A 16,604-nucleotide genomic window follows, 5' to 3' on the forward strand; every position below is an offset into this window, starting at 1 on the left:
TCCTCGCACCTCCGTCCCCTTGCCCTGGAGGCCCCGTGTCCCTCGCCGACCGTGCCGAAGTCACCGGCACACCAGCGTTCGTCCCCGACCCCCGGCTCACCAACGAAGACCTCGCCCCCGCCGACAAGCGCAACTGGAAGGTCTTCGACCTCTTCGCCATGTGGATGTCGGACGTCCACAACCTCGGCAACTACACGTTCGCCGCAGGCCTGTTGGTCCTCGGCATGAACGTCTGGCAGGTCTTCACCTCCCTCCTCGTCGGCTTCGTGCTCATCTACGTCGGCATGAACTGGATGGGGAGGATCGGCCAGGCGCACGGCGTCCCGTTCCCGGTCGTCAGCCGCATCAGCTTCGGCGTCTGGGGCGCCAACATCCCGGCCCTCATCCGGGCCGTGATCGCCATCATGTGGTACGGCATCCAGACCTATCTGGCCTCCGTCGCCGTCAACGTGATGCTGCTGGCCGCCTGGCCGGGCCTGGAATCCTGGACTCACCACTCCTTCCTGGGACTTGACGCCCTCGGCTGGGTCTCCTTCGTGTCCCTGTGGCTGATCCAGGCGGTGATCATCAGCCAAGGCATGGAGTCGGTACGGAAGTTCCAGGACTTCTGCGGCCCGGCGATCTGGCTGGTGATGATCGCGCTGGCCATCTGGGTGCTGGCGAAGGCCGGTTGGTCGATCTCGCTGACCTCGACCCCGCACCCGGTCTCGTTCGGCGAGCAGTGGCGCCAGTGGTTCGGCGCGATCGGCCTGATCCTCGCCACCTACGGCACGCTGATGCTCAACTTCTGCGACTTCTCCCGCTTCGCGCCCGACTACAAGACCGTCCGCCGCGGCAACTTCTGGGGCCTGCCCATCAACTCCACGGCGTTCGTGGTCGTTTCGGTGATCGTCACGGCCGGTTCGCTGGAGGTCTGGGGCCAAGCCATCACGGATCCGGCCGAGTTGGTGGCCAAGGTCGGCAACACCTGGGTGATGGTGCTGGGCGCGTTCACGTTCGCCGTCGCCACCATGGGCGTCAACATCGTCGCCAACTTCGTCTCCCCGGCGTACGACCTGGCCAACGTCTGGCCGCAGAAGATCACCTTCAGGATCGGCGGCATGATCAGCACGGTCGCCGCACTCGTCGTCACCCCGTGGAACCTCTTCTCCAACCCCACGGTCGTCAACTACTTCCTCGGCGGCCTCGGCGCCTTCCTGGGCCCGCTGTTCGGCGTGATCATGGTCGACTACTACTGGGTCAAGCGCGGCCGTGTCGACGTCGACGAACTCTTCGACGCGACCCCCGGCTCCCGCTACTACTACCGCAAGGGCGTCAACCCCAAGGCCCTGTGGGCGTTCCTGCCCTCGGCGGGCGTCGCGGCCGTACTCGCACTGGTGAAGACGTTCAGCGACGTCGCCCCGTACTCGTGGTTCATCGGTACGGCCCTGGGCGCCGGCCTGTACCTGCTGATCTGCCGCTCCGAGCGGACCGCTGCCCCGCCTCTGGAGGTCTGACGAGCGTGCGCATCGTCGTCACCAACTGCAACACCACGCAGGAGATGACCGAGGAGATCGTACGAGGTGCCCGGGCCGCCGCAGGCCCGGGCACCACCGTGACCGGACTGACCCCCGCGTGGGGACCGGAATCGGCGGAGGGCTGGCTCGACAGCTACCTCTCGGCCGCGGCCGTCATGGACCTGCTGCGGACGTACGACGGCCCGCGCTACGACGCCGTCGTCATGGCCGGCTTCGGGGAGCACGGACGGGAAGGCGTCCGGGAGTTGGTGGACGTACCGGTCGTCGACATCACCGAGGCGGCTGCCCATCTGGCCTGTCTGCTGGGCCGCCGGTACGGCGTCGTCACCACGCTGGAACGGTCCTGCGGCCAGATCGAGGACAGCCTGGAGTTGGCCGGTGTGGGCCGCAACTGCGCGGCGGTGGTGGGGACCGGGCTGAGCGTCCTCGACCTCGGCGGCGACGAGGACCGTACGACGGCGGCGTTCCTCGCGGCGGCGGAACGGGCGTGCGCGGCCGGCGCCGAGGTGCTGGTCCTGGGCTGCGCGGGGATGACGGGACTGCAGCGGGCGGTGGGGGAGAAGCTGGGGCTGCCGGTGGTCGACGGGGTCGGCGCGGCGGTGAAGCTGGCGGAGTCACTGGTCGGGCTGGGGCTGAGGACGAGCAGGGCGGGGGGTTATGCGAGCCCGGTGCCGAAGAAGAGGTTGTGGGGCAGCGCCCCTTCAGGGGCGCGGGAAACTGCGCGACCAGCCACGACGCCGCCGCAGTCGCCCAACAACACATCGCGGCACTCTCGATAGCGCATCCATCGGGGTGATCTCGCAGCGACCTGACCGACGCTACGGCGACTCGTCGACGCGTGCACCGCAAACTCCCGGAAGGACGAGCTCTCACCGGCAAGAACGGAGCCTCCCTTGCCCACACCGGTACAGCGAGCCCTCCTCGCCACGCTCCTCGCAGGACTCTGCTGCGCCGGGGCGACCCGCGACGTACCGGAACCCTTCTGGACCACCCCCGACTCGCGCGCCGCGCGCCAGGCGGCCACCTGGCGCGAGGACGGCCGAACAGCCGACGCCACGCTGATGGACCGCATCGCCGCCAGACCCGAGGCCGAGTGGCTCAACGGCCCGAACCCCGGCCCGGTCGTCCGCGCCCGCACCACCGCCGCAGCCCGCGCCGGACAGACCGCCGTACTCGTGGCGTACTACATCCCGAACCGAGACTGCGGCCAGTACTCGCTGGGCGGCGCCCCCAACGGGACCGTCTACCGCACCTGGATCGACGAGTTCGCGACCGCCCTCGGCGACCGGGGCGCCTACGTCGTCGTCGAGCCGGACGCCGTCGCCCAGGTGGTCGCCGGCTGCACCCGGGTCGTGGCGAACGACCGCTACGCCCTGCTCGCCTACGCCGTCGACCGCCTCGGACGCCAACCGCACACCCACGTCTACCTCGACGCCGGCAACTCCGGCTGGATCCCCGAGGCCTGGCGCCTGGTCGACGCACTGAAGGCGTCCGGCGTCGCCCGTGCCGACGGGGTCGCCCTGAACGTCTCCAACTTCCAGACGAACAAGGCGAGTTCGGCATACGGCGACCAGCTCTCCAAGGACCTAGCCGGCACGCACTACGTCATCGACACCAGCCGCAACGGCAACGGCCCCTACGCCGACACCGACGCATGGTGCAACCCGCCCGGCCGCGCCCTGGGCACCCCGCCGACGACCCGCACGGGCAACCCTCTCCTCGACGCCTACCTGTGGATCAAACGCCCCGGCGAGTCCGACGGCACCTGCCGGGGCGGTCCGGCGGCGGGCCGGTGGTGGCCGGCGTACGCCCTGGAACTGGCCCGCAACGCAGGCCCCTGACCTACGACTCGGGCTTCCACACGTACCGCACGTCCGGCTCCCGCTCCTCGTTGGTGCTGCCGTCCGTGAACTCGACGGCGACGAAGCCGTGACGTTCGTAGAACCGGTGGGCGGGCTTGTTGACCTGGAAGGTCCACAGGTGCAGTCCCTCCGGGCTCCGCGCCTTGGCCAGTTCCACGAACCGGTCCCCGAGGCCGCGCCCGCGCCAGTCCGGGTCGAGGTAGAGCTGCGACAGCAGATCGCCGTTGAGCACCATCAGCCCCACGATTCCGGCATCGTGCCCGGCGTCGGCCACCCAGACCTCGCGCAGAGGCACGACGACGTCCCGGAAGTAGTCGCGCACGTCGTCGGCGGACCGCGGGCTGACGACGGTCGGCAGCGCGGCGGCGAAGGACCGCAGCCACACGTCGGCGGCAGGTCGAGCGTCCGGGGCGGTCGCGCGACGGAGGATGACGCGGGACTCGGGGACGGGATTCACGGCTGCGCCACCTCTTCAGGTGCGGACGGTGCGGAGGGTGCGGACGGTGCGAAGGGTGCGGACGGAACTGGCTGCGCGGGCGGTACGACGGCCGTCGCCGTGATCTCCACGAGTTGCCCGGTGTACCCGAGGCAGGCCACGCCGACGAGCGTGGACGAGTGCGGCCCCGCACTCAGCCCGGACGCCTCGACCACCTCCCACACGGCGGACAGCACCGAGGGCTCACTGCTCACGACGTACACGTCCGTCGCCACGACATGCCCCAAGTCGCTGCCGACCGCCCGCAGTTGCTCACCCAGATTCGCGAGTACCTGCTCGGCCTGCCGTACCGGGTCCCCCTCACCGACCACCTTGCCACCGGCGTCGAGCGGCACCGCTCCGGCGAGAAAGACAAGCGTCGTACCGGCTTCGACGACGGTGGCGTGCGAGTACGTGGGTGGCGGGAAGAGGGAGGGGGCGGTGACGCGTTCGAGCATGGGGTCTCCCAGAGGCGGGGGTTGGCGGCGGGCTTCGCCCTGCGGGACGTCAGCGGATCACGTGGACGGCGGCACCCGCATCCGAATTACCGGCGGACCGCGGCCAGCCGGCGTTCGCACTCCTCCGCAAGGAGCGGGTATGCCTCGCCGATGGCCGCGTAGAGCCGGCGCCGGAGCAACTCCTCCGCCGCGGCGCGGCCGGTGCTGCCGTACAGCCCGTTCAGGAGTTCGTCGTAACGGGTCAGGCGATGGCGCAGATAGTCGACCTTCCACCGGTCGAGCGCGAGGGGGTCGGCGCTCTCGACCGTCGCGGGAGGCGACGGCGGCTGCGGCTTGGGGTCCCGTCGCTCGTGGGTCCGCTCCTTGTCCCGGCGGTTGCGGTGCTCGACCGCCAGCGCCGCCAGCTGCTGCGGGGGCAGACGCGGTACGTCGATCGGCTCGGCCGTGATGCGCGCCAGTACCTCCCGCCGCCTGCGTCGAGCGGCGGCCCGGGCCGCGGCGGACCGCCGCGCGGCAGCCGCCGCGACAGCCCGGAACGCGTCGCTCCGCTCGGTGGCCTCGACCCGCTCGACGCAGTACAGGCGGGTCGGCGGGGACGACGACCCGGCATACGGGTTGACCCGCAACAGATCAGGTTCGCCGAGCAGTTGACGCACCATGCCGGCCGTCCATCCCCGCGCCCGCAACCCGGCCGCCGAGAGATGCGTACGTGCGGCCCGCGAGCCGCCGCCATCCTCATTGGTCTCATGTGCTGTCATCGACCGCTCCCCCGTGGTGACTCTCAGTGACCACTCCATTGAAGCGCGCACCACTGACAATCGGCCCGAGGGCCTGATCTCAGGCCGCGAGAGTGACCTCAGCCGGCGGGATCCGAGAGGGAAGCGAGGGTGCCGAAAGTGTCAGGACCCTTCGCCCGTTGGCGTGTTCTCGGGACCCCGTGGTGCGGGCAGGTCGATGAGGTCGCTGACTCCCGCCACCTCCTGCAAGGTCCGGGCCAGTGACATCAGCGAACTCCGTACCTCGGAGATCGCCCGGCGCAGCGCGTCCTCGTGTTCCCACTCCCGCTCCCACGCCACCGGGTCCCGGCCTTCGGGCCGCTGCGACTCGTAGGCCGCGAGGCGGGGATGCCAGGACGCGAGCAGGGGACGCAGGACCCGGTTGAGGACGGTGACCGCGAGGACGGCGAAGCTGATGTGACCGGGAGCCAGCGGCGGGGCGATGTCGGGGCCGTAGCGGCGGAGTATGTCCCGGGTGGTGCCGAAGAAGGTGTAGAGGGAGGACAGTGCCTCGCGCAGGAAGCCCTCGTCGGCGGCGAGTTCCTCGACCGAGACGCGGGTGACCAGTTCCAGGTACAACTCCCATGCCGCGCTGCGTTCCGCGTCGGCCGGTTCCCAGGTCCCCGAGATCTCGCCTACGAACGGGATCGTCAGCCTGGCCGTGATCTGCGACGGACCGCTCGGACGCCGCCGCCTGCGCTGCCTGTTTCTCATGATCGCCCTCCCCGGTACCCACAGTAGGGTAAGTCGCCGCGTGGGACGTCTTTCTCGGCTACAGCTGCGGTGACGTGGAGCGGGCTCGACGTGTTCACGGACGAGACCGGGGTCGCGTCCTTCGCCGGCACCAGCGACACCGTCCGGCGCGAACTGGCCCCGCTCCAAAGCACTGCTCGCCTACTACTCCGTCGGCCACCCCGAACGCGAGGCCTGCCAGCGGGAGTTGATGACGGCCTATCTGGCGGGCCCGCGCGAGGGCGATCCGCGCGGTCGCGTCATGGTCGTCAATCCCGAGGCGACCACCGGCCACATCCACCCCGTCGAACTCCGCGACGCCTGACACGCTCCGGCTCACGACCTCACCGCCCTGGTGGCCGACGTACGCGAGCACGTCGCCCGCCACGGCGGACGCCGCCGATGTGCTGCGCTGCGCCGCCGTACTTCATCCACTGCCGTTGACCACGGAGGACGCGGAGCGGGTGCTTGCAGCCGGTGACCGGGTGCCCAGGGCCGTTGCCGCCCGGCGGGCCGCGAACGGCGTCGCCGAGCTGCCAAGCCTGTGCGTCCACCGTGACCCGGTTACGCTGGCCTTCCCCGGTGGCCGGAGGGAGGCACCCATGGCAGCACCCAGCGAGGCGGAGCGGATGGCCGCCTTCGACATCCAGGTCGAGCTGGTCACCCGGATCGGCGTGCAGGAACTGACGCCGGGCACCGGCAGTCTGCGGGAGGCGCTGGCGTCCCTGAAGTCGCTGATCGACTTCACGCGCGGGACGCTGCACACATACAGCGTCGGTCTGGAGCGAGGCTCCGGCGCACCGACCGTCCAGAGCCTCGCCTGCGCCCTCGTCAACGACACCGTCCGCCCCTTCACCGGCACCTGGCATCCCCGCCTCGCCGCCTACGAGGCCCGCTGCCCCGCCGACACCGCCCCCCTCGACCACGAGGCCGCCTGGCCCCAGGCCGAGGCGATGCGCACCGAACTGACCGCACTGCGCGAGCCGTTGCTCCGCATCACGGAGGCGCTCGGGGGAATCTCGGGGGCGGACTTCGGGGTGGCGGCGACGGGTTGACCAGTGCTCACTCGTCGATCAGAGGGGGGTGAGGACGCGACTCGGTGTGCCGTGCCGGAAGACGGTCGGCGCATCAGGGGATCGTGCAGTCGCGACGGAGAGAAGAGAGCGGGTACGCAGATCGCGACCTGCTCCGAAGGGACGTCGCCCCACTGGGCGACCGATCGGCTCACGTGCAGGGAATGAGACATTCCAGGATCACGAACCCGCCACATGGGAACGTCGCATTCGAAGGGGATCTCTTGATTGCAGGCTGACCCCGACCAGTCAGCTCATGATCACAGGGGGTTCCATGCGCACCACGCACCTCAGACACGTCGTCGCAGCGACAGCTGCGGCGACTCTCGCGCTCGTCGGTGTGCCCGTCGGCGCCCAGCCGGCCTCCGCCGCCGAGCCGGCCTCCGCCGCCGAGCCGGCCTCGGCGGGCGTCGACACCTCGGTGCTGGCCGGGCTCGCCGAGGGGTATCTGCAACAGCGGGCCGACATGCTGATCACGTCTCCTCCCCAGGTGCGGACCGCGCTCGCCCATGTCCGGGCCACACGCTCCATGGCCGCCCAGACGCAGGACGATCTCGCCGCGCTCGCCGAGAAGGGCAGGCGGTACAAGGAGGTCGACGGCGGCTACACGCAGGCGCTGGTCGACGTGAAGGTCGACGACACGGTTGTGGAGGGCGGGACGGCGACGCTCCAGCTGACCGAACACACCCGCCTCCGGCTGCCGTTCACGCCCCAGGAGGTCGAAGAGGGAGCGCCGGAGTACGAGGAACTCTCGCTTCCGCACACCGTGAAGTTCACCCAGGGCTCCGACGGCGCGTGGCTGCTGTCGTCGGACAAGGCCGATGCCGAGGGCGGGCCGACTCCGACGACGCAGGTGGCCGACACGGACGCCGACGCCACCGCCGATGACGGGGGCGGCGCACCGGACGAGGACGAGGGCGGCAAGGACGACGCGGCCGACACCACCCCGCTGCCCGACAGCGGCGCGTCCGGCGCCGTCAAGTCGGGGGTCTCGGCCGCCTACAGCTACAACAAGATGGTGGCCTACGCCGACAAGTACTGGGATCACCACAACGACGCGTACCGCACCTACGGCAACGACTGCACCAACTTCATCTCCCAGGCGATGCTGGCCGGCGGATGGGGCCCCAAGGGCGGCGCCCTCATCCAGCGGACCAGCAACAAGTACTGGTTCTACGGGCCGACGAAGTTCACCACCAGTTACACCTGGGCGGGCGCCGAGAACTGGTACTGGTTCGCGAAGAAGCACGAGAAGAGAACCAGGATCCTGGGCAACGTGTGGCAACTGGCCAAGTCGGACGTGCTCCAGGCGGACTGGACCCGCAACAACAACATCGACCACTCGATGATCGTCACCAAGAAGTACCAGGGCACGCCGTACCTGACCTACCACACCGGCGACACCCACAACAAAAGCCTGAGCAAGCTCCTGTCCGACCACCCTCGCGCCTGGTGGTACGCACACCGCACCTGACAGGCTGCCACCCCCCACAGGAGAACCTGTAGACGAACAAGGAGCGCACTGTGGAACGTCGACGTCTCTTGGCTGTGCTGGCCACCCTGGCCGTCGCCACCGGCTGCTCGACCCACGACGACAAGGCCGAACCCTCCCACTCGGCGTCGTCCGAGTCCTCCGACGGGGCACGCCAGGCCGTCGAGGCCTACGTGGATGCCCTCAACTCCCGCAGTGCCACCGGTCTGATCAAGGTCGGCGGGGTCGAGGACGAGAGCTGGTCGCGGCAGGAGGCCGCGCAGATCCTCGAGGACCGAGGTGGGCAGGAGTGGAAGATCAAGGATGTGCAGATCGACCACGACATGGGTCCTGACACCGGGTCGGCTCGCCTTCTGGCCGACGGCAAGGCGGGCAAGTCCCTGAGTGACACCTTCACCGTGACGCGGGAGAAGGGCGTGTGGCACCTGGCTGTCTTCACCCACCAGCCGAACGGGAAGGACAAGGAGTCCTCCTCGACCGACAAGCCCGCTTCCTGACGCCACGGAAAGGGCTGGACTCGGTGGATGCGAAGAGCGGGCCATGGAGTACGTTCAGTGATCATGGACGATGAGACGTTCCTCGGCGAAGTCGCGGACCTTCTCGCCGAGTTGCCGGCCGTCCGGGCCGTCGCTCTCGGCGGTTCCCGGGCCCAGGGCAGCCACCGGCCCGACAGCGACTGGGACTTGGCGGTCTACTACCGCGGACCCTTCGACCCGGCCGACCTCCGCGCCCTCGGCTGGGACGGTGAGGTGTCCGAGGTCGGCGGGTGGGGTGGCGGGGTCTTCAACGGGGGTGCGTGGCTGACCGTCGACGGGCGGCGGGTCGATGTGCACTATCGCGATCTGGCCGTGGTGGAACGGGAGTTGGCGGAGGCGGAGGAGGGGCGCTTCCGGGTGGAGCCGTTGCTGTTCCATCTCGCCGGAATCCCCAGCTACTTGGTGGTCGCCGAACTCGCGATCAACCGTGTGCTGCGGGGCGAACTGCCGTGCCCCGACGCCTATCCCGAGAAACTGCGGCGCTCCGCCGCCGAACGCTGGCACGGCACCGCCCGCGCCACCCTCTCCTACGCCCGGGCCAACCACGCCCCGAAGGGCAACCTCACCGAGGTCGCCGGCGCGCTCGCCGTGGCCGCCGTACAGGCCGGGCACGGTGTGCTGGCCGGGCGGGGGGAGTGGGTGACGAACGAGAAGCGGCTGCTGGAGCGCGCCGGGCTGCGGCGCATCGACGACATCGTGGCGGGGCTGAGCCCGGACCCGGATGCGCTCACCCGCGCCCTCTCCGACGCGGAAGTCGCCCTCGCGGCGTCGCGCGGATAAAGAAGCGGAAGTCGCCCTCCAGGCGTTGCGCGCATAAAGAACCGGACGCTGTGTTCCGGGCGTTGCGTTCATAAAGAAAGCGCCCCTACGGCCAACCTTCACACCCCCGAAATACCACCGGCCCGTTCCGCACAAGTCCCCGGACTACCGTGGACACACAGCCCCAGTCTCCGCCCCGGCCACCGTCGCCCGAAGGCCCGCCCCGCCCTCGCCACGACAGGAGCCCCGTGTCCCGACGTACCGTCGCGCTGTCCCTTCCGCCCTGGCTCGCCCACGCCCTGCGCGCCCAGCGTGGGCCGGTTCCGTGGAGCGCGGTCACGCGAGGGGCGCTGTCCGCCGGGCCGTTGCTCCTCGTCGCCGTACTCGTCGACAGGACGTCCCTCGGGGTGCTGGCCGCGCTCGGGGCCATGCTCGCCGGGATCAACGACCGGCCCGGCAGTCGGCGGGCCTCCGTCAAGCGGCTCGGTGGGCCCGCCCTCGCAGGCGCTTCAGGGCTGCTCGTCGGGACGTACGCCGGGGAGCACGTCGGAGCTGTCGTGCTCACGCTGCTCCTCACCGGGATCGGGCTGTTCGCCGGCGGGTTCAGTGCCGTCGGACCCGTCGCGTCCGGCGCCGGTACGCAACTGCTCGTCGCCTCCGCCATCGGCGCCGGGATGCCCCTGCCCGAACCGGGCTGGCAGCGGGCCCTCGCGTTTCTCGCCGGGGCCGCCTGGCTGGTCGGGCTGCGGCTGGCGCTGCCCACGCCCGGCGCCATCGCCGGTGACTACCGCTTCGACGGCGAGCGGGACGCCGTAGCCGCCGTGTACGACGCGATCGCCGCGCTGCTCGACGCCACCGGTGGTCCGGAGGCGACGGCCCGGCGCGCCGCGCTCACCGCCGCTCTCGATCACGCGCAGGACGCGCTCGCCGGGCCCCGGCTGCGGCGGTACGCCAGTTCCGCGGCCGAGCGGCGGCTGCACGGGCAGTACGCCGCCGCGCTGCCGCTCGCCGAGGCCGCGACCGCGCTCGCGTGGGCGGGGGAGGCGGTCTCGGCCCGGGTGGGCGAAGGGCCGCGCCGGCTCGCCGCCGCCGTGCGGGACAACGCCCACACCGGGCCACTGCCCGCGCCCAACCGTTCCGCGCCCGCCCTCCGCGCCCTCGACGACGCCCTGCTGCACGCCGCCGACGCCTTCGACCAGGCGGAGGGGAGTGATCTGCACACGCGGAGGCGGACGGCAACGGATCTGTTCCGTACGGCATTTGGGGCCGGGGGGCGTGAGTACGGGTTCCGGGTCGCCCTCTGCTTCGGGGCCAGTGTCGCCGTCGCGCAGGCGCTGCACCAGGCCCGTTGGTACGGGCTGCACGAGCACTGGTACTGGCTGCCCGCCACCGCCGTCTTCCTCGTCAAGCCGGACCTCGGACCGCTCGCCTCCCGGGTGCTGTGCCGGGCGGCGGGGACCGTGCTGGGGGCGGTCCTCTTCGCGGGGTTCGCCGCCGTGCTGCCCCGGCCCGAGGGGCTGGTCGCACTCGTGGCGCTCAGCGGGGCGCTCATTCCCGTCGCCACCCGGCACTTCGCCGCGCAGACCGCCGTCGTCACCGTCCTCGTGCTCTCGCTCGTGATGGTCGGCGGCGAACCGCAGGCCTCCGCCGGGCGGATCGGGGAGACGCTGATGGCCTGCGCGATCGTGCTGATCGTCGGGCATCTGCCGATGCCGGGGAAGAGGGGCGGGGGAGTGCGGGCCCGGCTCGTGGCCGCCGGTGATGCCGCGCGCGCCTATCTCGTGCACGTACTGAGCGAGTCCGGCGATCGCGCCGAGCGCTGGACGTTGCGCCGCGAGGCCTACCGCACGCTCGCCGAGGCCCGGGGCGCCATCGCCGTCTCGGCCGCCGAACTCCCCGCCCTCGCCCGGCACACGGAGGGCACCGACGAGGTCGCCGCCGTCCTCGAACGGCTCGTCGACACCACCACCGCCTGCGCCGTCCACCTCGACGACACAGGACGGCTCACCCGTCGGCACATCGAGCAACTCACCGAACTGCTGCAGGAGTTCGAGCGGGGGCGGGGACGGGTCGGGCTGCGTGCCATCGAACTCCCCGTCGCCGTATAGCCAGTTCGGTACGTCGGCGGCTACTCCACCCGTACCCACACCGGCGCGTGGTCCGACCCCGGCGCCTCGCGGCGTGCCGCCGGATCCGGTCCCACGGACGGCAGTCGGGGCGCTTCCGCACCGGGCAGTCCCGTCCCCGCCGCCGTCACCCGGTGCACCAGATGATGGCTGGCCAGAATGTGGTCGATCAGTTCGCGGCGCCCGGAGTTGATCCGGGAGTAGCGCTGGTCGGCGGGGATGAGCGGGGCCACGTCCCACAGCCGGACCGCGTCGCCCTGGTCCGGGCGGTCGTAGCCGGGGGTGCCGATCTCCGAGCCGGGCGGGCCGAGCAGGATCTGTGTGGTGGCCGCCTGCACCTCGTCGTTCATGTCGCCGAGCACGGCCACGTCCCGGGTACGGCCGTCACCGGCCAGCAGTTCGTCGGCCAGCGCCCGCAGAGTCGCCGCCTCGGCGGCCCGCCGGTAGAGGGCGTAGGTGCCGTAGCGGGCCCGTTCGCCCTCGTCGCGGGGGAAGAAACGGTCCCCCGGGTAGGTCAGCAGCTTGGACTTCAGATGGGCGACCGCCACCGTCAGCGGCCCGGTCGCCGTCGTGACCTCCACCGCCAGCAGACCGCGCCCCGTGGCCGACTCCTCGGCGCCCGAGTCGTCGGACTGCACCGGACGCAGCTGAGCCGGGAAGGCGTTCGTGTCGGCGACGACCCGAGGTTCCGTACGGCTGAGGAAGCCGACCCGGATGCCCCTGACGTCCGGATGCGCGGACAGGGCGATGTGCCACTCGCCGCCCAGCATCCCGGCCAGATCCTGCAGCGCCTCGGGTTCGCCCACCTCCTGTACGCCCAGCAGGGTCGGGTCCAGTTCCGTGATCACCGCGGCGAGGGAGGCGAGCTTCGCCTCGTAGGCGGCCTTGTCCTTGGGGCCGAACGGGCCGCCGGGACGGTACAGGTTCTCCAGATTCCAGGTGCCGAGGAGCATGCGGGGCTCCTTCCAGAAGCCTTGGTCCAGAAGTCTCGTGAAGGTCCAGACGTCCTGTGAAGTCTTATGCGGCAAGGTGAAGTCTCATGAGGCAAGCGTGCTGGTCCGGGGCGGCTCGCGACAGCGCCACGCCGGGATGCGCGGTTCGGCTCACACGGGGCGAGGACGGCGTCGTACGTTGGGAGAGTGAGTGACTCTCCCGCAGATCTGCTGATCACCGGCTGCGCCGTCCTCGTCCACGACGACCAGGAGCGGATCGGCTTCGAGTCGGACGCGGCGATCGTCGTACGGGACGGGCTCGTCGCGTCGGTGACGAGCGCGGCGGACGCGGCCGGACTCGCCGCCGTCGAACGCCTCGACGCGCGCGGGCAGGTCGCCCTGCCGGGGCTGATCAACTGCCACACCCACGCGCCGATGGTCGCGCTGCGCGGGCTCGCCGAGGACCTCCCCACCGAGGAGTGGTTCAACGACGTCGTCTGGCCCGTCGAGTCCAACCTCACTGAAAAGGATGTCGAGTTGGGGGCGCGGCTCGCGTGCGCCGAGATGATCCGCGCCGGGGTCACCTGCTTCGCCGACCACTACTTCTCGATGGACACGGTCGCCGCCGTGGTCACCGAGTGCGGAATCCGCGCCCACCTCGGCGAGGCCTACTTCTCCTCCCAGGGACCTCAAGGCCGGGAGAAATCGGCGGAGTTCGCGCTACGGCACCGGGGCGCGGCCGACGGCCGCATCACCACCGCCCTCGCCCCGCACGCCCCGTACACCGTGACCGACGCCGACCTCGCCGCCACCGCTCAACTCGCCCTGGAACACGGCCTCCCCGTCCATCTCCACGCCGCCGAGAACCGCGACCAGACCGACACCAGCCTCGCCCGCCACGGCGTCACACCGATCGAAGTCCTCGACCGCGTCGGCCTGTTGGCCACCGACCTGCTCATCGCCCACGGGACCGGCATCATCGACCGCGACCTGCCCGTCCTGGAGCGTGCGAGCGGCCGTGTCGCGGTCGCCACCGCGCCCCGCGGCTACCTCAAGTTCGGCTGGCCCAGCACCACTCCGATCCGCGCCCTGCGCGCCATCGGCATCCCGGTCGGACTCGCCACGGACGGCGCCGCCTCCAACAACTCCCTCGACGTGTGGGAGTCGATGGCCCTCACGTCCCTCGTCCAGAAGTCCACCGAGGGCGATCCGCGCTGGCTGACGTTCCGTCAGGCGCTGCACCACGCCACCCTCCAGAGTGCCCGGGCGGTCGGACTGGGTGACTCGATCGGGTCCATCGCGCCGGGCCGTTGGGCCGACATCATCCTGGTCGATCTCACCGGGCCGCACACCCAGCCCGTCCACGACCTCGCCGCCACCCTCGTGCACAGCGCCCGCTCCGCAGACGTCCGCACCACGATCGTCGACGGCCGCGTCCTGATGCGCGACCGCGAGCTGCTGACCCTCGATGTGCCCGCCGTCGTACGGGAGTTGGGGGAACGGCTGCCCGCACTCGTCGACCGGAGTCACGGTCGGCGCATCCAGGAATACGACACCTGAGCCGCGCCTCTACGCTAGGTTCATGGATCTCGCGGACGGCCTTCTCGACCACCCGTACGACGTGTACCGGCGCCTGCGCGACAGCGCCCCCGTGCACCGCATCGCCGGCCCCGACGGCACCCCCGCCTGGCTCGTCACCCGGTACGAGGACGTCCGGGCGGCGCTGGCCGACCCGCGGCTCTCGCTGGACAAGTCGCATGCCACGGCCGGGACTTACAAGGGGTTCGCGCTGCCGCCCGCGCTCGACGCGAACCTCCTCAACATGGACCCGCCGGACCACACCCGTATCCGCCGCCTGGTCGGCCGCGCCTTCACCCCACGCCGAACCGAGCAGCTCCACGCACCCGTTCGACGCACCGCCGACCAACTCCTCGACGCACTGGGCGAGAACGGCGAAACCGACCTCATCGCCTCCTACGCCGCGCCCCTCCCCATCACCGTCATCTGCGACCTGCTCGGCGTGCCCGACCGGCACCGGCGGGACTTCCGGGTGTGGACCGACACCCTGGTCGCGCCCGCCCCCGGGACACCGCCCGAGGCGGGCAAGCACGCGGTCGTCGCGATGCTCGGCTTCTTCACCCAACTCCTCGCCGACAAACGGGAGGAGCCCGGCGACGACCTGCTCTCCGACCTGATCGCCGTACGCGACGAGGGCGACCGGCTCAGCGAGGACGAGCTGATGTCGCTGGCCTTCCTCATCCTCTTCGCCGGGTACGAGAACACCGTCCAGCTCATCGGGAACGCGGTGCTCGCCCTGCTGCAACACCCGGAGCAGCTGGCCGCGTTGCGCAAGGACCCCGGCCAACTCCCGGCCGCCGTAGAGGAGTTCCTGCGCTACGAAGGGCCCGCGCTGCTCGCCATCCGGCGCTTCCCCGTCGAGGACGTCACCATCGGCGGGGTCACCATCCCCGCCGGCGAGACGGTCTGGGTGTCCCCGTCCGCCGCGAACCGTGACCCGGACCGCTTCCCCGACCCCGACCGGCTCGACCTCGCCCGCGACACCACCGGGCATCTCGCGCTCGGCCACGGCATCCACTACTGCCTGGGCGCCCCGCTGGCCCGCGCCGAGACCGAGATCGCGCTCGCCGCACTGCTGGAACGCTTCCCCCGGCTGGAGTTGGGGGAGGGCGAGGTGCGGTGGCGGCCCTCGCTGCGCGCGCGGGGACTGCTCACGCTCCCGGTGTCGTACGGGAAGCACTCGGCCTGAAATTCTTTTTCGCGGCAGCGATGAGTTCCGGTCCGTGCCCCGGTCCACCCCTCAACGGACCGTTGTCACAGGAGGGCCCATGTCGCTTCCGGAGATCGTCTCGCGTGCGCAGTGGCGCGCGGCGCGCGAGCAACTGCTGGTCAAGGAGAAGGCGGCCACGCGCGCGCGGGACGCGCTCAACACCGAGCGGCGCGGGCTGCCCATGGTGGAGATCGACAAGGAGTACCTCTTCGAGGGCGGCGACGGGAAGGCCACCCTGCTCGACCTCTTCGACGGGCGCGGCCAACTCGTCGTCTACCACTTCATGTTCGCGCCCGAATGGGACGCGGGCTGCCGCAGCTGTTCGGCGTTCCTCGACCAGATCGGGCATCTCGCCCATCTGCAGGCGCGGGGTACGACGTTCGCCGCCGTGTCGAGGGCGCCGTACACCAAGATCCTGCCGTTCAAGGCGCGGATGGGGTGGACGGTGCCCTGGTACTCGTCCTTCGGCGGGGAGTTCAACTGGGACTTCGACGTGACGCTCGTCGGGGACGGGGAGCCCGTCGAGCGGCCGGGTGTCAGCTGCTTCCTGCGGGACCGCGACCGGGTGTTCCACACCTACTCCACCTACGAGCGCGGGCTCGACGGGCTCGGCTCGACCACCTCCTTCCTCGACCTGACCGCGCTGGGGCGGCAGGAGGAGTGGGAGGAGCCGAAGGGGCGTGCGTCGGTGCTGGGGGCGCCCGCCGGCAGCGCACGCGTTCTCTACCACGACGAGTACGAGGACTGATACGTAAACCTGTGTTCAAGATGTGTGGCCAGGTGTCGACTATGTCTCAGTACCGTCACTTCGCGAGCCGTTCACCGTACTGTCGGCGTTTAACTCTACGAGGCTTCACGAAGCTCTCCGAGTTCAGCACGACAGGGAGGTACAGGGTGAACGGGCGAACGGTGCTTCAGCGTTTTCCCGCCGGCGGGCCGCGTGGTTCCTGGCCGGCGGAGGAGTTCGCGCAGGCACGCCGTCTTGAAGGGCTGGCCGCCGAGGTCGTCATGGACATCGCGACCGACATGTTCCTGGTGATCGTGCGCAGCGCCGACACCGTGGACGTGGCCGCCTGAC

Annotated in this window: 17 protein-coding genes; 12 read left to right on the top strand and 5 right to left on the bottom strand. The window is 70.8% G+C overall.

The window, feature by feature from the left end; all coding sequences use genetic code 11:
- The first annotated feature begins 35 nt into the window (after positions 1-35).
- The 3 genes from JHN45_RS26360 (at position 36) to JHN45_RS26370 (ending at position 3,358) form a co-directional block, all read left to right on the top strand.
- Positions 36-1,496: an NCS1 family nucleobase:cation symporter-1 gene (locus tag JHN45_RS26360; RefSeq protein WP_201050897.1), complete on the top strand. Its 1,461-nt coding sequence runs from the start codon at positions 36-38 to the stop codon at positions 1,494-1,496.
- Positions 1,497-1,501: 5 nt separating this feature from the next.
- Complete coding sequence (locus tag JHN45_RS26365) at positions 1,502-2,296, top strand: aspartate/glutamate racemase family protein (RefSeq protein ID WP_201050898.1); 795 nt, start codon at positions 1,502-1,504, stop codon at positions 2,294-2,296.
- A gap of 114 nt (positions 2,297-2,410) precedes the next feature.
- Positions 2,411-3,358 (top strand): glycoside hydrolase family 6 protein, encoded by a 948-nt coding sequence (locus JHN45_RS26370; protein ID WP_201050899.1) that lies wholly within the window; start codon positions 2,411-2,413, stop codon positions 3,356-3,358.
- Between the two features lies 1 nt (position 3,359).
- Here JHN45_RS26370 and JHN45_RS26375 read toward each other — a convergent pair whose 3' ends face one another.
- From JHN45_RS26375 to JHN45_RS26390, 4 genes are all read right to left on the bottom strand, one after another.
- A complete protein-coding gene (locus JHN45_RS26375) occupies positions 3,360-3,836 on the bottom strand; it encodes a GNAT family N-acetyltransferase (RefSeq protein WP_201050900.1) in 477 nt (158 codons plus the stop codon).
- Complete coding sequence (locus JHN45_RS26380) at positions 3,833-4,312, bottom strand: RidA family protein (RefSeq protein WP_201050901.1); 480 nt, start codon at positions 4,310-4,312, stop codon at positions 3,833-3,835. The genes JHN45_RS26375 and JHN45_RS26380 overlap by 4 nt, the downstream gene beginning before the upstream one ends.
- Positions 4,313-4,398: 86 nt before the next feature.
- A complete protein-coding gene (locus JHN45_RS26385; RefSeq protein ID WP_236584120.1) occupies positions 4,399-5,070 on the bottom strand; it encodes a hypothetical protein in 672 nt (223 codons plus the stop codon).
- A 141-nt stretch (positions 5,071-5,211) separates the two neighbouring features.
- On the bottom strand, positions 5,212-5,802 hold the full coding sequence (locus tag JHN45_RS26390; protein WP_200716794.1) for a hypothetical protein: 591 nt from the start codon (positions 5,800-5,802) through the stop codon (positions 5,212-5,214).
- 620 nt (positions 5,803-6,422) lie between these two features.
- On the opposite strand from JHN45_RS26390, the gene JHN45_RS53210 reads away from it, so the two are divergent.
- The 5 genes from JHN45_RS53210 to JHN45_RS26415 all read left to right on the top strand — a co-directional run bounded on the left by JHN45_RS53210 (position 6,423) and on the right by JHN45_RS26415 (position 11,788).
- Complete coding sequence (locus tag JHN45_RS53210; RefSeq protein WP_236584121.1) at positions 6,423-6,875, top strand: hypothetical protein; 453 nt, start codon at positions 6,423-6,425, stop codon at positions 6,873-6,875.
- A gap of 292 nt (positions 6,876-7,167) precedes the next feature.
- Positions 7,168-8,367 (top strand): amidase domain-containing protein, encoded by a 1,200-nt coding sequence (locus JHN45_RS26400; RefSeq protein ID WP_201050902.1) that lies wholly within the window; start codon positions 7,168-7,170, stop codon positions 8,365-8,367.
- Positions 8,368-8,417: 50 nt separating this feature from the next.
- Complete coding sequence (locus JHN45_RS26405) at positions 8,418-8,882, top strand: hypothetical protein (RefSeq protein ID WP_201050903.1); 465 nt, start codon at positions 8,418-8,420, stop codon at positions 8,880-8,882.
- Between the two features lie 63 nt (positions 8,883-8,945).
- The gene (locus JHN45_RS26410) at positions 8,946-9,701 is read left to right on the top strand and encodes a nucleotidyltransferase domain-containing protein (RefSeq protein ID WP_200715781.1); all 756 of its coding nucleotides are present in this window, start codon (positions 8,946-8,948) and stop codon (positions 9,699-9,701) included.
- A gap of 227 nt (positions 9,702-9,928) precedes the next feature.
- Positions 9,929-11,788: an FUSC family protein gene (locus JHN45_RS26415; RefSeq protein WP_201050904.1), complete on the top strand. Its 1,860-nt coding sequence runs from the start codon at positions 9,929-9,931 to the stop codon at positions 11,786-11,788.
- A gap of 20 nt (positions 11,789-11,808) precedes the next feature.
- On the opposite strand, the gene JHN45_RS26420 is transcribed toward JHN45_RS26415, so the two are convergent.
- Complete coding sequence (locus tag JHN45_RS26420) at positions 11,809-12,759, bottom strand: endonuclease/exonuclease/phosphatase family protein (protein WP_201050905.1); 951 nt, start codon at positions 12,757-12,759, stop codon at positions 11,809-11,811.
- Positions 12,760-12,945: 186 nt separating this feature from the next.
- Here JHN45_RS26420 and JHN45_RS26425 point away from each other — a divergent pair, with 186 nt between their 5' ends.
- From JHN45_RS26425 to JHN45_RS26440, 4 genes are all read left to right on the top strand, one after another.
- Positions 12,946-14,298, top strand: a complete 1,353-nt coding sequence (locus tag JHN45_RS26425; RefSeq protein WP_201050906.1) for an amidohydrolase — start codon at positions 12,946-12,948, stop codon at positions 14,296-14,298.
- Positions 14,299-14,320: 22 nt separating this feature from the next.
- The gene (locus tag JHN45_RS26430) at positions 14,321-15,505 is read left to right on the top strand and encodes a cytochrome P450 (protein WP_201050907.1); all 1,185 of its coding nucleotides are present in this window, start codon (positions 14,321-14,323) and stop codon (positions 15,503-15,505) included.
- 79 nt (positions 15,506-15,584) lie between these two features.
- The gene (locus JHN45_RS26435; RefSeq protein ID WP_201050908.1) at positions 15,585-16,274 is read left to right on the top strand and encodes a DUF899 domain-containing protein; all 690 of its coding nucleotides are present in this window, start codon (positions 15,585-15,587) and stop codon (positions 16,272-16,274) included.
- 146 nt (positions 16,275-16,420) lie between these two features.
- Positions 16,421-16,603: a hypothetical protein gene (locus JHN45_RS26440; protein ID WP_201050909.1), complete on the top strand. Its 183-nt coding sequence runs from the start codon at positions 16,421-16,423 to the stop codon at positions 16,601-16,603.
- The last annotated feature ends 1 nt before the right edge of the window (position 16,604 follow it).

The organism is Streptomyces sp. MBT53, assembly GCF_016654115.1.
GTDB lineage: Bacteria > Actinomycetota > Actinomycetes > Streptomycetales > Streptomycetaceae > Streptomyces.

Bases quoted from the DNA above. Each gene is read 5' to 3' on its own strand.
- JHN45_RS26380 (WP_201050901.1), bottom strand. From the start codon at position 4,312: ATGCTCGAACGCGTCACCGCCCCCTCCCTCTTCCCGCCACCCACGTAC.
- JHN45_RS26410 (WP_200715781.1), top strand. From the start codon at position 8,946: ATGGACGATGAGACGTTCCTCGGCGAAGTCGCGGACCTTCTCGCCGAG.
- JHN45_RS26420 (WP_201050905.1), bottom strand. From the start codon at position 12,759: ATGCTCCTCGGCACCTGGAATCTGGAGAACCTGTACCGTCCCGGCGGC.
- JHN45_RS53210 (WP_236584121.1), top strand. From the start codon at position 6,423: ATGGCAGCACCCAGCGAGGCGGAGCGGATGGCCGCCTTCGACATCCAG.
- JHN45_RS26385 (WP_236584120.1), bottom strand. From the start codon at position 5,070: ATGACAGCACATGAGACCAATGAGGATGGCGGCGGCTCGCGGGCCGCA.
- JHN45_RS26400 (WP_201050902.1), top strand. From the start codon at position 7,168: ATGCGCACCACGCACCTCAGACACGTCGTCGCAGCGACAGCTGCGGCG.
- JHN45_RS26430 (WP_201050907.1), top strand. From the start codon at position 14,321: ATGGATCTCGCGGACGGCCTTCTCGACCACCCGTACGACGTGTACCGG.
- JHN45_RS26390 (WP_200716794.1), bottom strand. From the start codon at position 5,802: ATGAGAAACAGGCAGCGCAGGCGGCGGCGTCCGAGCGGTCCGTCGCAG.
- JHN45_RS26435 (WP_201050908.1), top strand. From the start codon at position 15,585: ATGTCGCTTCCGGAGATCGTCTCGCGTGCGCAGTGGCGCGCGGCGCGC.